The organism is Brevibacillus sp. GCM10020057, assembly GCF_042683565.1.
Classification (GTDB): domain Bacteria; phylum Bacillota; class Bacilli; order Brevibacillales; family Brevibacillaceae; genus Brevibacillus.
Genome location: NZ_JBHUJW010000021.1, coordinates 132,779 through 148,873 on the forward strand (window position 1 = coordinate 132,779; position 16,095 = coordinate 148,873).

At 56.8% G+C, this 16,095-nt stretch carries 15 protein-coding genes and 1 rRNA gene; 14 read left to right on the forward strand and 2 right to left on the reverse strand.

The features are described 5' to 3' along the window. Nucleotides 1-10 precede the first annotated feature (10 nt). The 5 genes from tsaE (at nt 11) to ACFSO0_RS06595 (ending at nt 5,171) form a co-directional block, all read left to right on the forward strand. A complete protein-coding gene (gene tsaE, locus ACFSO0_RS06575) occupies nt 11-481 on the forward strand; it encodes a tRNA (adenosine(37)-N6)-threonylcarbamoyltransferase complex ATPase subunit type 1 TsaE (protein WP_376878051.1) in 471 nt (156 codons plus the stop codon). After that, nucleotides 462-1,184 carry a tRNA (adenosine(37)-N6)-threonylcarbamoyltransferase complex dimerization subunit type 1 TsaB gene (tsaB, locus tag ACFSO0_RS06580; protein WP_376878054.1) on the forward strand — a complete coding sequence of 241 codons (723 nt, stop codon included), beginning with the start codon at nt 462-464 and terminating at the stop codon, nt 1,182-1,184. Before tsaE ends, tsaB begins: the two co-directional genes overlap by 20 nt. A gap of 5 nt (nt 1,185-1,189) precedes the next feature. After that, entirely contained in the window at nt 1,190-1,645 is a 456-nt protein-coding gene (gene rimI / locus ACFSO0_RS06585) for a ribosomal protein S18-alanine N-acetyltransferase (RefSeq protein WP_376878057.1), read from the forward strand. After that, nucleotides 1,645-2,727: a tRNA (adenosine(37)-N6)-threonylcarbamoyltransferase complex transferase subunit TsaD gene (tsaD, locus tag ACFSO0_RS06590; protein WP_376878060.1), complete on the forward strand. Its 1,083-nt coding sequence runs from the start codon at nt 1,645-1,647 to the stop codon at nt 2,725-2,727. Before rimI ends, tsaD begins: the two co-directional genes overlap by 1 nt. A gap of 320 nt (nt 2,728-3,047) precedes the next feature. After that, nucleotides 3,048-5,171, forward strand: a complete 2,124-nt coding sequence (locus ACFSO0_RS06595) for a hypothetical protein (RefSeq protein ID WP_376878063.1) — start codon at nt 3,048-3,050, stop codon at nt 5,169-5,171. A gap of 15 nt (nt 5,172-5,186) precedes the next feature. On the opposite strand, the gene ACFSO0_RS06600 is transcribed toward ACFSO0_RS06595, so the two are convergent. Then, the gene (locus ACFSO0_RS06600; protein ID WP_376878066.1) at nt 5,187-7,115 is read right to left on the reverse strand and encodes an ABC-F family ATP-binding cassette domain-containing protein; all 1,929 of its coding nucleotides are present in this window, start codon (nt 7,113-7,115) and stop codon (nt 5,187-5,189) included. Between the two features lie 105 nt (nt 7,116-7,220). On the opposite strand from ACFSO0_RS06600, the gene ACFSO0_RS06605 reads away from it, so the two are divergent. The 6 genes from ACFSO0_RS06605 to ACFSO0_RS06630 all read left to right on the forward strand — a co-directional run bounded on the left by ACFSO0_RS06605 (nt 7,221) and on the right by ACFSO0_RS06630 (nt 11,128). Further along, nucleotides 7,221-7,799: a 5-formyltetrahydrofolate cyclo-ligase gene (locus ACFSO0_RS06605; protein WP_376878069.1), complete on the forward strand. Its 579-nt coding sequence runs from the start codon at nt 7,221-7,223 to the stop codon at nt 7,797-7,799. A 98-nt stretch (nt 7,800-7,897) separates the two neighbouring features. After that, a complete protein-coding gene (locus tag ACFSO0_RS06610; protein WP_376878072.1) occupies nt 7,898-8,413 on the forward strand; it encodes a MogA/MoaB family molybdenum cofactor biosynthesis protein in 516 nt (171 codons plus the stop codon). Further along, nucleotides 8,407-9,408 carry a molybdopterin-binding protein gene (locus ACFSO0_RS06615; RefSeq protein ID WP_376878075.1) on the forward strand — a complete coding sequence of 334 codons (1,002 nt, stop codon included), beginning with the start codon at nt 8,407-8,409 and terminating at the stop codon, nt 9,406-9,408. Before ACFSO0_RS06610 ends, ACFSO0_RS06615 begins: the two co-directional genes overlap by 7 nt. A 42-nt stretch (nt 9,409-9,450) precedes the next feature. Beyond that, the gene (locus tag ACFSO0_RS06620) at nt 9,451-9,807 is read left to right on the forward strand and encodes a twin-arginine translocase TatA/TatE family subunit (protein WP_376878078.1); all 357 of its coding nucleotides are present in this window, start codon (nt 9,451-9,453) and stop codon (nt 9,805-9,807) included. Between the two features lie 18 nt (nt 9,808-9,825). Further along, complete coding sequence (gene tatC, locus ACFSO0_RS06625; RefSeq protein WP_376878081.1) at nt 9,826-10,599, forward strand: twin-arginine translocase subunit TatC; 774 nt, start codon at nt 9,826-9,828, stop codon at nt 10,597-10,599. A 118-nt stretch (nt 10,600-10,717) separates the two neighbouring features. Continuing rightward, on the forward strand, nt 10,718-11,128 hold the full coding sequence (locus ACFSO0_RS06630) for a hypothetical protein (RefSeq protein ID WP_376878084.1): 411 nt from the start codon (nt 10,718-10,720) through the stop codon (nt 11,126-11,128). Nucleotides 11,129-11,153: 25 nt separating this feature from the next. Here ACFSO0_RS06630 and ACFSO0_RS06635 read toward each other — a convergent pair whose 3' ends face one another. Then, nucleotides 11,154-12,494 carry a CAP-associated domain-containing protein gene (locus ACFSO0_RS06635; RefSeq protein ID WP_376878087.1) on the reverse strand — a complete coding sequence of 447 codons (1,341 nt, stop codon included), beginning with the start codon at nt 12,492-12,494 and terminating at the stop codon, nt 11,154-11,156. 259 nt (nt 12,495-12,753) lie between these two features. Here ACFSO0_RS06635 and groES point away from each other — a divergent pair, with 259 nt between their 5' ends. The 3 genes from groES to ACFSO0_RS06650 all read left to right on the forward strand — a co-directional run. After that, a complete protein-coding gene (gene groES, locus ACFSO0_RS06640) occupies nt 12,754-13,038 on the forward strand; it encodes a co-chaperone GroES (RefSeq protein ID WP_023556652.1) in 285 nt (94 codons plus the stop codon). A 65-nt stretch (nt 13,039-13,103) separates the two neighbouring features. Further along, nucleotides 13,104-14,726: a chaperonin GroEL gene (groL, locus tag ACFSO0_RS06645; protein WP_376878090.1), complete on the forward strand. Its 1,623-nt coding sequence runs from the start codon at nt 13,104-13,106 to the stop codon at nt 14,724-14,726. Nucleotides 14,727-15,904: 1,178 nt separating this feature from the next. Continuing rightward, nucleotides 15,905-16,095 (forward strand): 16S ribosomal RNA (locus ACFSO0_RS06650); the annotation flags it as partial.

The following is a 16,095-nucleotide window of genomic DNA, read 5'->3' on the forward strand; positions in this document are numbered from 1 at the left end:
GAGGACAAGCATGGCGTACAAGTGGACGCTGTCGGGCGTAGAGGAAACGCACCGTTTCGCGGAAAGTCTCGCGGCTTCGCTTAAGCCGGGCGACTTTCTGGCGCTGGAGGGAGACCTGGGAGCAGGCAAGACGACGTTCACCCAGGGGCTGGGTCGCGGACTCGGCGTGCGGCAAGTGGTGAACAGTCCGACGTTTACGATCATAAAAGAATATCAGGGGCGCTTGCCGCTCTATCATATGGACGTGTACCGCGTGGGCGACGATGTGGACTCGCTCGGGCTGGACGATTACTTTTTTGGCGAAGGGGTCTGTGTCGTGGAGTGGGCTTCCCTGATCGAGGATGTGCTCCCCGCAGACCGTTTGACGGTCTTTTTGCGTGCAGCCGGAGAGGACGAACGTCTGATTGAGCTGGTGCCGCAGGGCGAGCGTTACGTGAAATTGTGTGAGGAGTTTGATTTTGATGCGCGTACTGGCGATTGACACGTCCAATCTGGTGTTGAGTGTAGCGGTCGTAGACGAAGAACGGGTTCTGGCCGAGATGACGACCAACCAGCAGAAAAACCATTCAACCCGGCTCATGGACTGCATATCCGAGCTGCTGGATGCGACGGATACCCTTCCGGAGCAGCTTGGCGGAATCGGCGTAGCCAAGGGTCCCGGCTCGTACACAGGGGTGCGGATCGGCGTGGCGACTGCAAAGAGCATGGCGTGGTCGCTGAATCTGCCTGTCGTCGGCATTTCGAGCCTGCAGGCGGTCGCCATGAACGCCGCGGGCTTTCCCGGGCTGATCGTGCCGCTGTTCGATGCGCGCAGAGGACAGGTCTACTCGGGCTGCTACCGGACAGACGGTCTGGACTTCGTCGCCTTGCAGGAGAGCGAGAAAATCATCCTTCTGCAGGAGTGGCTGCCGGCGCTTCGCGAGCAGGCGCAAGGTGACCCGATTCTGTTTCTCGGGGAAGATGTTCGCCTGCACCGGGAGGCGATCGTGCAAGGCTTGGGCGAGCAAGCGCGCTTTGCCACACCGGCGCACAACCACCCGCGAGCGGCGCACATCGGCTATTTGGCGATGCGCCGGCTGCAGGAGGGCAAAAACGCGCATGAGCTGGTGCCTGAATACCTTCAATTGGCGGAAGCAGAAGCCAAGTGGCTGGCCCAAAAGCAGGAGGGTTCCGCAAAGGAGTAATGGCAATGATCCAACAACACGAGCTGGAATTTCGTTTTATGACGATGCAGGACGTCGCTGCCGTCGCAGAGCTGGAGCGGCTGTCGTTCAGCACCCCGTGGCCCCATGAAGCTTTCGTCGGCGAGCTGACGAGAAATCCCAATGCCCGGTATGTCGTGGTCGTCCATCAAAACCGCATCGTGGCGTACTGCGGAATGTGGATTATCCTCGATGAGGCGCATATTACCAACGTGGCGGTCCATCCGCTGTACCGGGGGAAAAAGATCGGCCTTTCCCTCATGATCAAGATGATGAACGTGGCGAGAATGTTTCACGCCAAGAGCATGACGCTGGAGGTGCGGCCGTCAAATACCGTCGCACGCAACCTGTACACCAAGCTCGGCTTCAAGGAGCACGGTGTGCGCAAACGCTACTATTCCGACAATGACGAAGACGCAATTATTATGTGGGTGAAATTGTAATGAACAGGACATATACGTCGCGCTACGATATGCGCGTGCAACAGGCGTACCAAACGCACAAACAGTCGGGAGAGCCGACTTATATTCTCGGAATCGAGACCAGTTGCGACGAGACATCTGCCGCTGTCGTGCGCGACGGCAGGGAAGTGCTTTCCAATGTAATCGCCTCGCAGGCCGATATCCACAAGCGCTTCGGAGGGGTAGTGCCCGAGGTGGCTTCGCGCCGCCACGTAGAAAACATCACCTTGACGATCGAGGAAGCATTGTCCGAAGCGGGTAAGACGTTGGACGACATCCACGCCATCGCGGTGACGTACGGACCGGGGTTGGTCGGCGCGCTGCTTGTCGGCGTGGCGGCGGCCAAAGCGATTTCGCTGGCGCGGGGCATTCCGCTCATCGGCGTGCACCACATCGCCGGTCACATTTACGCGAACCGGCTGGTGGCGGAAATGGACTTCCCGCTGATCGCGCTCGTCGTCTCCGGCGGGCATACCGAGCTCGTCTGGATGCGGGAGCACGGCCAGTTCGAGATTTTGGGCGAGACGCGCGACGATGCGGCGGGCGAGGCGTACGACAAGGTGGCGCGCGCGCTGCAGATGCCGTATCCGGGCGGCCCGCACATCGACCGGCTCGCGCATGAAGGCGTGCCCAATGTGCCCTTGCCGCGCTCGTGGCTGGAGCCGGATTCGTACGACTTCAGCTTCAGCGGTCTCAAGTCGGCGGTGCTCAATACGCTGCACAACGCGGCGCAGCGTGGCGAGACCATCGAACCGGCCAATCTGGCGGCCAGCTTTCAGGACTCCGTGACAGAAGTGCTCGTGGAAAAAACGCTGCGAGCAGTCCGGGAGCACAAGGCGAAGCAGGTGCTGCTGGCGGGCGGTGTCGCCGCCAATCGCGGATTGCGGGAGCGGCTGCAGAGCCGTTGCCAGGAAGAAGGAATCCCGCTGGTCATTCCGCCGTTGTCTCTTTGTACGGACAATGCCGCGATGATTGCTGCAGCAGGATACATCCGCTACGAAAAAGGGCAGTTCGCCGCACTCGATCTGAACGGAGTGCCGGGGCTGCCGCTGTCCGGACATTGACAGGGCTGAACGGTCCCCGTCCATGCTTGCCTTTCAGAAGGCGGCTGGACGGGGATGTTTTTATTTATCCACAGCATCCGAATAACTTTTCGGGTTGTTCCTACCCCCTCCTGTGAATACTGGTGATAACACGAAAAATGACCGGGAAAATCGCCCTCAGCCCTGTGGATTGTTTTGTGGAATATGTGGATAAGAGCGGTACGGTTATCAACAGGAGGTCAGCAGTGAAGAACAGGGTCATCATGGTCTGTATGTCATTCCTGATATTGTTTGGAGGAGCAATAAACGGAAATGCAGCCGGAGTTAGGGAACAACGGCAGGTGATCGCGTTGTTTGTGGAAGGGCTGTCGTTTTCCGACCTGGAACGGCTGCGCGAGTATCCACATGTGGATAAATGGTTGGGCAAAGCCGGAGCTGGGGCCTTGTCGATCCGGACACCGGGAGCAAGGACGGCGGCAAACGGCTGTTTGCTGATGGGGAGCGGGGGGCAAGCGCTTTATACGGAGCGCAGCGGAACGGCCTATCATCCATGGGAGGCGCTGTCGCCCAACGAGACGGCAGGCGAACGCGCACAGGAGCTGGGGGCAGCGGGAGAAGCGCAGCAGCTGGCGCGCTCATCGATCATTTTTCCCGGTATTTTCCGCCTGCTCGCCGACAATGCAGACAAGCCGTATTCCCCGCAGATCGGCCTGCTCGGCTCGACGCTTGCCAAGCATGGAGTACCGGTTGCGGTCTACGGCAACGGAGACTACGGGGAAGGAATCCGGCAGCGGCACAGCGTCCTGTTCGCCATGGACGCACAGGGGAAGGTTCCGGCAGGCGACCTGACTACCCGGACGCTCGTTGCCAATCCGATGGCTCCCTACGGCTTGGAAACGAATTATCCCTACTTGATGCAGAAGCTGCGGGAAGACCGGATATCAGGGCTGGTGACGGTGCAGCTTTCCGACTTGTCCCGGCTGTATCAGCTGGCGGACGAGATGCACCCGGACCGGTTCGAGAGTCAGTACAGGCGGGTGTTGGCACAGCTGGGAGACTTTCTGGATCAGCTGCTTGCAAAGCGGCGGGACAACCAGCTTGTGCTGCTGCTTGCACCGTCCGTCAATCCGCGGTCGGCCAAGGAAAAAGCGCTCCTTCCTCCCGTGCTCGTATGGGGTGGGGGCAAACCGGGACTGCTGACTTCCGCGACGACGCGCCAGCCCGGCCTCGTCAGCGGCCTGGATGTGTTGCCGACCGTTCTCTCGTGGCTGGAAATTCCGATCCCGAAAGGAGTGGACGGCCATCCTTTCCGCACGGATGGAGGGGGAGGAGTGGCGCAGCTGCTGCCGATGGTCGAGCGTATTCATCACACTTACGCCACGCGACCTTCCGTCCTCTACTCGTATGTCATGCTGCAAATTATCACGCTGGCTTCTGCCTCCCTGTTATGGATGATCGGTAAACGGATGCAGGCAGCCTGCAGGCTGGAGCGGCTGCGGCGAGGCGTGCGGCTGTCCCTGCTCGCCATGCTCTGCTTTCCGGTCCTGTTGCTTCTGGAAGGAGCGCTTGGCTGGATGGCTCCCGGTCCGCTCGTGCTCGGAGCCCTCATCGTGGCAGCGCTGCTTGCTGCTTTTTGGCTGGAGCAGCGTTCCTTGGCGCAGACGACTGCCATCGTCTGCGGCGTGACGGTGGCAAGCCTTTTGGCGGACGGATGGACAGGGGCGCACCTGATGAGCCGCTCCTATCTCGGCTACGACCCGGTGATCGGCGCGAGGTTTTACGGGCTGGGCAACGAGTTCGAGGGGGTGTTGATCGGGAGCGCGATCATGCTGGTGGCAGCGCTGTATGAGCTCGCCTGGAAAAGCGTGCGCCCGTATTTGGCGACTTTCTTTTTTGCGGTGGTGCTGTATTACATGGCGGCACCGGGGCTGGGGACGGATGCGGGCGGTTTTCTGGCGGGGCTCGTCGGCTTTTCCGTGACGATCTCGCGGCTGCAAGGCTGGACGATTGGCAAAAAAGGCCTCCTGCTTTTGACAGGGGGCCTCATGGGGGGAGTTATGGCGCTGATCGCCTTCAGTCTGTGGACCGATCAGCCGCTGACGCATATCGGCATGGTTGCCGAGCGGATCGTGAACGGCCAGTGGGATGAGGTCGGGCAGATGATCGAACGCAAAATCGCGATGAACGTGCGGTTGATCCGCCTCTCCATCTGGAGCAAGGTGTTCGTCGTCTCGCTTCTCGTCCTTGGGCTTCTGGCCTTGTGGAGCAACAGGTTTTTGCGCCATCTGGCTGCCGACACGCCGTTTTTGATGAAAGGCTTCGCCGGAGTCATCGCCGGTTCGCTGGCGGGACTTGCGCTCAACGACTCCGGCATCGTCACGGCTGCGACCTGCATCCTGTTTCTCGTCGTGCCCGCCTTGTACGCGGCGCTGGGAGAACCGAAAGACGAGCAGTGCTCGACATGACGGGGATGTGCTTCGCTATTCCTCGGAGAGAGCGCTCCATTCGTCGTACAGCCGCTCCACCTCTTCGCGGGCAGCCTGAATCAGGTCGTTGCGCTCCTTGGCCTGGACGTGGTCGCTGTAGATTTCCGGCAGGCACAGTTCTTCCTCCCAGCGGACGATATCCGCTTCCCGCTTTTGGATCGTCGCTTCGATTTCTTCCAGACGGCGCTGGCGCTGACGCTCGCGCCGTTTTGCTTCTTTATCCAGTTCGTATGAAGACTTCTCCGGCTGGGCGGCTGCCCCTTGCTTTTTCGCCGGTTGTGCGGCCTGCTCGGCTGCCAGCTCGGCCAGCTCCTGTTTTTTCTCCACGTAGTAATCGTAGTTGCCCAGGTAGTTCGTGACGCCGCCCGGTGACAGCTCCAGGACGCGGGTCGCGATTTTGTTTAAGAAGTAGCGGTCGTGGGACACGAACAGGATCGTGCCGGGATAGTCGTACAGTGCATTTTCCAGCACTTCCTTGCTGTAGATGTCCAGATGGTTGGTCGGCTCGTCGAAGATCAGGAAATTGGCCTGCTTGAGCATGAGCTTGGCGAGAGAGACGCGGGCGCGCTCGCCGCCGGACAGATCACTGATCCGCTTTTGTACGTCGTCCCCGCTGAACAGGAAGTTGCCGAGCAAGGTGCGCACGTCTTTTTCCGGCATTTGCGGGTACTCATCCCAGATTTCGCCGAGCACCGTATTGCTTAGGTTCAGATTGCGATGCTCCTGGTCGTAGTAGCCGATTGTCACGTTGCTGCCGAACCGGACGTCGCCCTTGAGCGCTTGCAGCTCGCCGACGATCGTCTTGAGCAGGGTCGACTTGCCGATGCCGTTCGGTCCGACCAGTGCGACCCGCTCTTCCCGTTCAAGCTCGAAGGTCAGCCCGCTTGACAGCACGGCGCCCGGGTACCCGATGGCTACATTTTGCGCCTTCATGACGATGTTCCCGCTCATTTTGGACACGTCAAACGAAAAGTTGACGGACTTGTTTTGCATGATCGGCTTGTCCAGCCGCTCCATTTTCTCCAAAGTTTTGCGCCGGCTCTGCGCGCGCTTGGTCGTCGTCGCCCGGGCGATGTTGCGGGCGATGAAATCCTCCAGCTTGGCGATTTCCTCCTGCTGCTTCTCGTACCGCTTCAACTCCTGCTCGAGTCGGGCGGCCTTCTGGTCGAGAAAGCGGCTGTAGTTGCCGACGTAGCGGGTGGCCCGATGGCGCTCGATTTCATAGACGATCGTCACCAGCTTGTCGAGGAAGTAGCGGTCGTGAGAGACGACGAGGATCGCGCCCGGGTAGTTTTGCAAATACGTCTCCAGCCAGGTCAGCGTCTCGATGTCCAGATAGTTGGTCGGCTCGTCCAAAAGCAAAATGGTCGGCGACTGCAGCAGCAGCTTCGCCAGTGCCAGGCGGGTCTTTTGCCCGCCGCTCAGCGTGCCGATCGGCGTCTGGTAATCCATGTCCGCAAAGCGAAGGCCGTGCAGCACGCCGCGGATGGCGCCCTCGTAGCTGTATCCGCCCTTTTCCTTGAACGCCTCGGAGCGGTGGGAGTAGTTTTCCAGCAGTTGCTGGTAGCGCTTCTCGTCCGCGATGACAGCAGGATCGCCCATTTTGGCCTCCAACTCCCGCAGCTCCTGCTCTTCCTGCTGCAGGTGTGTGAAGACAGAAAGCATTTCGTCCCAGATGCTGCGCTCGGATTCCAGTCCGCTGTTTTGCGCCAAATAGCCGAGAGTGACGTCCTTGGGGATGCGGATCGTCCCGGAGTCGCAGCTTAGCTCTCCGGCGAGAATTTTCATCAGCGTCGATTTGCCTGCGCCGTTGACGCCGACGAGGCCGACTCTTTCCCCTGTTTGTATTTGCAAGGAGATGTCTTGTAAAATGGTTTCAATGCCGTACGTTTTTTCTATATGTTCAGCTTGCAGCAAAATCATCAGGTTCACCTCTTTATAGACTAATGCCAGTGTAGCTTACAGAGAGCGTCAGGGACAAGCCTTGGGGCATGTTACCGGCGGAGCGGGAGAGGAGAGAGGTCGGGTATGGAACAAAAAGAGGAAAAACAACAGCTTCGGAAGCGGATCATCGAGGAGCGCCAGCAGATGCCGGCCGCCATGCGCGCGTCATACTCCGCCCAGGCGTGCCGCCATTTGGCCGCAAGCGAGAGACTGGCGCAGGCGCGGGCGATCATGGCGTTTCACCCGTTCGGAGCGGAGCTGGACATCTTGCCTTTTGTGCAGGAGGCGATGGCGAGGGGGCAGGAAATCTGGCTGCCTCTGACCATTTCTTCCGGGAGGCGGATCGTCCCGTACCGGTACGAAGGCCCGCACATGCTGAAGCAAGGCGTATACGGGATATGGGAACCCGACCCGGCGCTGTCCGTTGCCGCCGATCTGGATCGGCTCGATGCGGTGCTTGTGCCCGGAGTCGCATTTGACCGGCAGGGCGGCAGGATGGGTTATGGGGGAGGCTATTACGACCGGTTTCTCGCAGGTCTGGTTCGCCGCCCGCTGCTCGTGGGCGTCGCTTTCGCCATGCAGGTCGTCGATGCAGTTCCGCGGGAGCCGCACGACATCTTGCTGGATGGACTGGTAACCGAGAGCGGCTTCATTCAATCGTGAATCTTTTGTGTCAGGAGTGTTCTTTTCGGAGGGCACTATCTACAACAGGAACAAAAAAGTGTACAATACAATCGAATGAGCAAACGGAGGAATGAGCTGTGGGCAAATGGAAGGTAGGCGTTATTTCGGCAAGCGACACCATCGCCAGAGGAGCGCGCGTAGACGACCGCATCCCGATTATTCGTAAATTGACGACGGAATGGTTGCATGTAGACGTGGCGATCTACCGGGCGGTCGCGGATGATATGGAAGATCTGCAGGAAAACATGATCGAGCTCGTAGATCGGGAAAAATGCGATCTTTTGATTGTCACCGGCGGAACGGGACTTAGTCCGCGGGATGTCACTCCGGAAGTGACGGGATGGGTGATCGACAGGCCGGTACCTGGGCTGGCCGAAGAAATGCGCCGTGCCAGTCTGCAGCATTCTCGCCGTGCCATGCTGACGCGAGCGGTAGCGGGTACGCGGGGCAATTCTCTCATCATCAACCTGCCAGGCAATCCGATGGGCGTGGAGATTTGTTACAACGCCATCGGGGACATGCTGTCGGACGCCTTGCACATCCTGCAGGGGACGGGAAAGGCGAATGAAGATTGGGGCGGGTTAGGATGGTAGAGAAACCGAAGTTGCGAGAAGTGCCGGTGCGCGAGGCGATTGGCATGATGCTTCCGCACGATATGACGCAAATTTTGCCCGGCGAGTTTAAGGGACGTCTTTTCAAAAAGGGCCACGTCGTGACGGAGGCAGACATCGAGCCCCTGCTCTCCATCGGCAAGGAGCACATCTACGTGCTGGAAATGCCGGAAGGGTTTATTCACGAGGAGGAGGCCGGCCTGCGGATCGCCAGGGCGGTAGCGGGTGCAGGCTTGACTTTGACGGAGCCGTACGAAGGCAAAGTCTCCATGAAGGCATCGAGGACAGGGCTGGCCAAGATCAATGCAGCCGCCGTCCATGCGCTGAACGAGCTGGAAGGCATCGCGTTTTCCACTATCTACGGCGATCAGGTGGTCCATCCCGGGCACACGCTGGCCGCTACCCGAATCATTCCGCTGATTATAGAAGAAAAACGGATCGTCGAACTGGAAGAGCTGGCCAGGCAGTTCGACGGGCCAATCGTGCAAGTAAAGCCGTTCCAGGAAAAGCGGATCGGCCTTGTCACTACAGGGGGAGAAGTCTTCTCCGGGCGAATCGCGGACAAGTTCGGGCCGGTCATCCGCAACAAGGTGGAGGCGCTCGGCTCGGAGATCGTGGAGCAGCGCTTTGCCCCTGACGACAAGGAATGGATTGAACGGGAAATTCATTACTTCCTTGAGCAAGGCGTCGACATGATTTTGGTAACCGGCGGCATGTCTGTCGATCCGGACGACCGTACGCCGGGAGCGATTGCCGGTGTAGGCGCAGAGGTGGTACGCTACGGGACGCCGATGCTGCCCGGCTCGATGCTGATGGTCGCCTACAAGGGAGATACGCCGATTCTCGGCCTGCCCGGCGCGGTGATGCATGAGAAAGTCACCTCCTTTGACGTCTTTCTGCCGCGGATATTGGCTGGAGAGCGCATCGAGGCTGCGGACATGACGCGCTTGGGTTACGGCGGTTTACTGAAGTCCTAGTTGGTTAGACTGGAAATGAACAGGAAAAAGGAGTGAACGAGCATGAGTACAATTGGGATTCCTGGACTGATTCTTATTTTGATTTTGGCATTGGTATTGTTCGGACCGAAAAAGCTTCCGGAGCTGGGGCGTGCCGTCGGTCACACGCTCAGGGAATTCAAGAATGCGACTCGCAGCCTGACGAGCGACGACGATGACGAGGACGAAGCCAAGCGCAAGGAGCAAGGAAAAGACGGTGCTGCCAAAGCGGCGGCTGTGACGGAAAAGGATGCCCTTGACCGTGAAAAGATCGAGCGCGAGATTCGCGAGCGCCTGGAGCGGGAGCGCATCGAGAAAGAAATCCGGGAACAGATGGAATTGGAGCGTTCCCGAATGGAAAAGGAACAACAAAAGGCTTGATTGGGCAAGGTGGCTGCCATGAAGGATCAGGAAATGACAGTGGTTGAGCACCTGGCAGAGCTGCGGAAGCGCATTCTGTGGGTGCTGGCCGTATTTGTTGTCGCGTTGGTTGCCGGCTTCTTTTTGGCTGGACCGCTCATTGAATATTTGAAGCAGGAGCCGATCGCTGATGGCGTTCCGATCATCTCCCTGCATCCGTCAGACGCGCTGCGCGTGTACATGCAGTTCGCGTTTTTGATCGGGGTTGTGGTGACGCTGCCGGTGGCGCTGTACCATTTATGGCGCTTCGTTTCTCCGGGGCTGAAAGAGAATGAAAGGCGGGGGGCGCTTTACTTCATTCCGGCTGCGTGCATCCTGTTTCTGATCGGTATTGTGTTCGGCTACTACGTGGTCTTTCCGATGATCATGCAGTTCATGACCAACATGACCGCGACTATTGGCGCGGACCCCAACTACGGCATTGCGGAGTATTTCGGCTTTCTTTTCAACATGGTGATCCCGTTCGGCGTGCTGTTTCAGCTCCCGATCATCGTCATGTTCCTGACGCGGCTTCGCATTTTGAACCCGATGAGGCTTGCGAAAATGCGCCGCTTTGCTTACTTCGGTCTCGCGGTCGTCGGGATTGCCTTGACGCCGCCCGAGATCGTGAGCGACATTTTGGTGACCATCCCGCTCTTGCTCTTGTACGAGATGAGCATCTGGCTGTCGCGGGTTGTCTATCGCAAGCAGCTCAGGGAAGAAGCAGAGTGGGAAAGAGAATACGGCTACGAAACGGAGGAAGCCGTTCGTTAGCAGATCAAGACGAAGGGACGTCTCAAAAGTCGATTTTTTGACTTGGAGACGCCCCTTTTCGTATGTCCGGATGGAAGCGGGCAATACTAATACGGTTATGACAGGAGGTGTCGGCAGTATGTGGCTGATTTTATGTGTGGCGCTGCTCTTCTCGTCGCCCGGTGCGGCAGTGGCGGAGAAAATCGAACTGTTTGACTCGGATCAGCAGAAAGTGGTGGCGACATTCGACAACAGCGAAGCTCTGCAGGCGGAAGCGCAGCATATACTGGACAGCGTAAGCGGGCGTGTCCTCGAGTTCAGTCCTTCTCTCGACCACGTCATGATTGTGAAAATCCCGTTGACGCCTCCCAAGCGTCTGGTGCTTCGCTCGGCCGGCATCGATGCGGATATTGCAGAAATGTTTGTCATCATGCCCAAGCGCGGCGGGAGGGCGCCATGGCTCATCCTGCATACCAAAGAATACGAGACGGTCGTTGTCGAGTTTGCCCGCGGTGTCCAAAAGTTGAAAGAACAGGTTCGGCTTCCATGAGCGTTCCGATTGTACGGGAACGCTTTTATTTTGCGGGTGTGAGGAAGGTCTGGGTGTAGTAGTCGGAAATGACGCCTACGCCGAGCTGGGTAAAGCCTTTTTCCAGCACGTTTTTCCGGTGGCCGGGACTGTTCATCCAGCTTTCGTGCGCTTCGATGGCATCCGGATAGCCTGCGGCAATGTTTTCGCCGGCCATTCGGTAGGAGATCTTCGCCTGCTTCAGGCGGTCGAACGGAGTGCTGCCCGTCGTTGCCGACACGTGGTCAAAAAAGTCGTTGGTCTCCATGTCGAGGCTGTGGCTTCGCGCCACCTGTGCGGCCGCTTCGCTCCATTGCAACGGGGGCAGTTTGGCGCGGTAACGGGAGACGTTGACGAGATCGAGAATCTGCCGCTCGTACGCCGCGTTGACCATCTCCCGCTCCTGCACGGAGAGGGCGGGCGGGTCGAAATCAGGAGCTTGTCCCTGATATGTCCACTTCGTTTCATAAAAGCCCCCGCGCAGGAGCATCTGTGTATCGATCAGGCGCAGCGCGGTCACCTTGTCGTTGTTTTGCTTGTCCAGATAGTAGATGGCAGCGACACCGTTTTCCATGACGAGCGGCCGCTGCTGTTTCTGGTTGGTGATTTGCACGTTTGCGCCCATGTATGAGAAGGAGACCACGTTCTGCAGAGGGTGCAAACGCTCCAGAGCCTGCAGGGGCGTGCCGATGCCGATCTCTCCCAGCCTGGCCTGCGGAGCGAGCGAGTACAGGTCCACGACTTTGCCGTCAGCTCCGATGCCGACTTGCACGTAACGGGCCGGATCGCTGTTGTAAATCCACCATTGGTAGCCAAGGCTGCTCGGTTCTTTGCGCCCAGGCGCTCCCAGCTGCCTGGTTACGTCAGCGGCGGACATGCCGAGTGTAAGTCCGAAGAGGTTATTGGGCTGCGGTGCCTTGGCCGATGCCGCCGCCGTCGTACTGGCAGGTGCAGCAGCGTTACCAGATGGAGTCGTCGCTGATGTGATAGCGGGAACGGCGGGCTGCGGCGATGCTGGCAAAACTTGCTTGGCAAGCGCAGCGGGGGGCTGTCCAACCCAGGCGGAATAGGAAGCGGCGTCCCAGCCCACCGGCTTGTTCAACTGACGGCCGACGACAGAGAGCGGAACGTAGAGCGTGCCTTTGTATTCCAGCGCAGGCGGCACATCTTGAGGGAGGATACCGGCGCTTGCTCCCGACTTTTGGTTCGAGACGACTTTGCGGCCGTCCCAGTAGAGGGTAGCAGGGTAGAGGTTGACCCGGATCAGGGAAGAATGCTCGGATGAGAAGAAACGGCTGATGCCCGCAATCGACAGAACACACGCACCAATCAGCAGCCATTTGCGCATGCGCAGATCCCTCCTTGGTTAGCTTGTCTGACTCTATTTGATTTATATGAGCGCGACGGTTTGGCAGAACACTTTTTGCTAGATGAGGATTTGCGAGAGTTGCCGTCAGGAGGGCTGGGATATGGAAAAAAGTGAGGGAAACTACTTGCAAAGTAGATAGTGATTCATTATTATAGGAGTTGGGTGTTAGCACTCATATGAAGCGAGTGCTAACAACAATAAATCTGTTTACCTATATTTCTTGAGGAGGGTGTTTTTAGTGCTTAAGCCATTGGGTGACCGTGTGGTAATCGAAGCTATCTCCAAAGACGAAACGACTGCGAGCGGTATCGTTCTGCCTGATACGGCAAAGGAAAAACCGCAAGAAGGCCGCGTCATCGCAGTAGGCTCCGGTCGTGTTGCTGACAACGGCGAGCGCATCGCGTTGGAAGTAAAAGAAGGCGATAAAGTGATCTTCTCCAAATACGCCGGAACTGAAGTAAAGGTAGACAATAAAGAATACCTCGTGCTGCGTGAATCCGATATCCTCGCGATTGTCGGTTAATGAACTTGATATAGCAAGTCATAGGAAGTTGAACAAGCAAACACATAACAGGAGGTAGAGATTAGATGGCAAAACAAGTAAAGTTCTCTGAAGACGCTCGCCGCTCGATGCTCCGCGGTGTGGAAACGTTGGCAAACGCGGTGAAAGTGACCCTCGGTCCAAAAGGCCGCAACGTAGTATTGGAGAAAAAATTCGGTTCTCCGCTCATCACCAATGACGGTGTAACCATCGCAAAAGAAATCGAGCTGGAAGACGCTTATGAAAACATGGGCGCACAGCTGGTGAAAGAAGTAGCTACCAAAACCAACGACATCGCTGGTGACGGTACTACGACTGCAACGGTTCTGGCAGCTGCTATGATCCGTGAAGGTCTGAAAAACGTAACGGCTGGTGCCAACCCGATGGTGATCCGCCGCGGTATGGAAAAAGCAGTTCGCGCTGCTGTAGAAGAAATCAAATCGATTGCGAAACCGGTTGAAAACAAAGCTTCTATCGCACAAGTAGCGGCTATTTCCGCTGACAATCAAGAAGTGGGCAACCTGATCGCAGAAGCTATGGAAAAAGTGGGCAAAGACGGCGTTATCACCGTTGAAGAGTCCAAAGGCTTCGTAACCGAGCTGGAAGTAGTAGAAGGTATGCAATTTGACCGCGGCTACGCTTCCCCTTACATGATCACTGACACTGACAAGATGGAAGCGGTTCTGAACAATCCTTTCATCCTGATCACTGACAAGAAAATCTCCAACATCCAGGAAGTTCTGCCTGTACTGGAGCAAGTGGTACAAAGCGGCAAACCTCTCCTGATCATCGCAGAAGACGTAGAAGGCGAAGCGCTGGCTACTCTGGTAGTAAACAAACTGCGCGGTACCTTCACAGCTGTAGCGGTAAAAGCTCCTGGCTTCGGCGATCGCCGCAAAGCTATGCTGCAAGACATCGCTGCTCTGACTGGCGGCGAAGTTATCACTGAAGAACTGGGTCTGGACCTGAAATCCACCAAGCTGGATCAACTGGGCCGCGCAGGCAAAGTCGTCGTTACCAAAGAAAACACTACCATCGTGGAAGGTGCTGGCGACAAAGCTGCCATCGACAGCCGCGTAGCACAAATCCGTCAACAAATCGAAGACACTACTTCCGACTTCGACCGCGAAAAACTGCAAGAGCGTCTGGCTAAACTGGCTGGCGGCGTAGCCGTGATCAAAGTCGGTGCTGCAACTGAAACCGAACTGAAAGAGAAAAAGCTCCGCATCGAGGACGCTCTGAACTCTACTCGCGCTGCAGTAGAAGAAGGTATCGTTCCTGGCGGTGGTACAACTCTGATCAACGCAATCAAAGCTGTTGAAGCTGTAAAAGCAGAAGGCGAAGAAGCAGTAGGTGTACAAATCGTCCTCCGCTCCCTGGAAGAGCCAGTTCGCCAAATCGCTGCGAACGCAGGTCTGGAAGGCTCTGTCATCGTAGAGCGCCTGAAAAAAGAAGCAGTAGGTATCGGCTTCAACGCTGCTACCGAAGAGTATGTAAACATGCTGGAAGCTGGTATCGTAGATGCTGCCAAAGTTACCCGCTCCGCGCTGTCCAATGCTGCATCCGTAGCTGCTATGTTCCTGACTACTGAAGCAGTCATTGCTGACAAACCAGAAGAAAACAAAGCTCCTGCCGGAATGCCAGACATGGGCGGCATGGGCATGATGTAAGGAAAGCGGCTCGCCGTTTTTCCTGCGAAAGAGACAGATAAAACGTCTGTCTCTTTTTTTATGTTTTGCCGTAAATTTGTTTCTGAAATTAGAGAATGCATACTAAAATATTACTGCATAGAGAGTTGCACAAGAGTCAGGCAGCAAATTTGGTCCGGCAAGCTGCGCTCGTACTCCGAGACCACCGCGATTGCGGATGGCGGATACTTGCTGCCTGTAGACGATGTAAAGGGCATCTCCGATAATCCGAAGCTGTATCTCGACTCTGCGCGGGGGAGCGGCCAAAAAGTATGCCGGACCCCTTGCCATCAACTCGGCTGCCATTTCTCCCTGGCAAACTGCGCGGACGTGTGGAAACGGGTGAGCTTTGGGACGTACGCATGAAGCAGCATCTACGTGAGCGTTCTGTCCGTGTTTTTTATTCTGTTTTTCTCGTCTATGGCGGTCTCTTGCCTTTTACGGTACACCTGTCGCCGGAACCCGTATGTGCTGTTTTTTTCATGCTTGGGCAGATGCTGTAGAGCCGGTCTGCAGGCAGTTGGGAAGGTCGCTGCGTCGCGGCGTAAGATTGGGCCGATATTTCGCGGGGGAGGCTCCGTGAGTCGGGTGGGCAAGTCGTCGCTCATGCGGGGGATCGGCTGGAGCATGATGTACAGCTGACAAAGCGCTGCGGTGCAGCTGCCATTTTCTTACACCAGAAGCTTCCGTAAGGCAGTGAAGTGCCTTCATCCTCTTGCACGTATGAAAGATCCAGAGAAGCGCGGCCTTTGTCTGTGTCTCGCAAAATTAGAGAAGGGAAAACAGGCAAGCCGCGTGGAACGAGTTGCCGAGCGAGCTGCGGTCGTCTGCTCTGGTTGATCCCGTGCATGAAATGCGCGTCATTTTGGATGTCTGACAGGAAAGTTAAAATTTCTTTGGCTTTTCTGCTTGCCTTTTCGATGCCAACTTGATAAGATAAATCTTGTCGCTTTTGAGGGTAATTTTAAGGAGAATGAAAAAAAGCTAAACTTCTAAAAATAACCCTTGATTTTTGAGACAAGACCTGATATAGTTAAAAGAGTCGACGCCACAAGCGCGATTGACAAAAATGCTCTTTGAAAACTGAACAGCGAAAGCGTTGATGAGTCTATCATTTAATGATTTGCCAGCTTGAAAAAGCGATGAACCAGAAACAAATTTTATTGGAGAGTTTGATCCTGGCTCAGGACGAACGCTGGCGGCGTGCCTAATACATGCAAGTCGAGCGAGGTTTTTCGGACCCTAGCGGCGGACGGGTGAGTAACACGTAGGCAACCTGCCTCTCAGACCGGGATAACATAGGGAAACTTATGCTAATACCGGATAGGTTTTCGGGTCGCATGATCCGGAA

What these genes read in the sequence shown, in the direction of transcription:
- ACFSO0_RS06620 (WP_376878078.1), top strand. Translation starts at nt 9,451, where the DNA reads ATGAGTACAATTGGGATTCCTGGACTGATTCTTATTTTGATTTTGGCA.
- tsaE (WP_376878051.1), top strand. Translation starts at nt 11, where the DNA reads ATGGCGTACAAGTGGACGCTGTCGGGCGTAGAGGAAACGCACCGTTTC.
- ACFSO0_RS06630 (WP_376878084.1), top strand. Translation starts at nt 10,718, where the DNA reads ATGTGGCTGATTTTATGTGTGGCGCTGCTCTTCTCGTCGCCCGGTGCG.
- tatC (WP_376878081.1), top strand. Translation starts at nt 9,826, where the DNA reads ATGAAGGATCAGGAAATGACAGTGGTTGAGCACCTGGCAGAGCTGCGG.
- ACFSO0_RS06605 (WP_376878069.1), top strand. Translation starts at nt 7,221, where the DNA reads ATGGAACAAAAAGAGGAAAAACAACAGCTTCGGAAGCGGATCATCGAG.
- groL (WP_376878090.1), top strand. Translation starts at nt 13,104, where the DNA reads ATGGCAAAACAAGTAAAGTTCTCTGAAGACGCTCGCCGCTCGATGCTC.
- ACFSO0_RS06615 (WP_376878075.1), top strand. Translation starts at nt 8,407, where the DNA reads ATGGTAGAGAAACCGAAGTTGCGAGAAGTGCCGGTGCGCGAGGCGATT.
- tsaB (WP_376878054.1), top strand. Translation starts at nt 462, where the DNA reads ATGCGCGTACTGGCGATTGACACGTCCAATCTGGTGTTGAGTGTAGCG.
- ACFSO0_RS06600 (WP_376878066.1), bottom strand. Translation starts at nt 7,115, where the DNA reads ATGATTTTGCTGCAAGCTGAACATATAGAAAAAACGTACGGCATTGAA.
- rimI (WP_376878057.1), top strand. Translation starts at nt 1,190, where the DNA reads ATGATCCAACAACACGAGCTGGAATTTCGTTTTATGACGATGCAGGAC.
- ACFSO0_RS06635 (WP_376878087.1), bottom strand. Translation starts at nt 12,494, where the DNA reads ATGCGCAAATGGCTGCTGATTGGTGCGTGTGTTCTGTCGATTGCGGGC.
- tsaD (WP_376878060.1), top strand. Translation starts at nt 1,645, where the DNA reads ATGAACAGGACATATACGTCGCGCTACGATATGCGCGTGCAACAGGCG.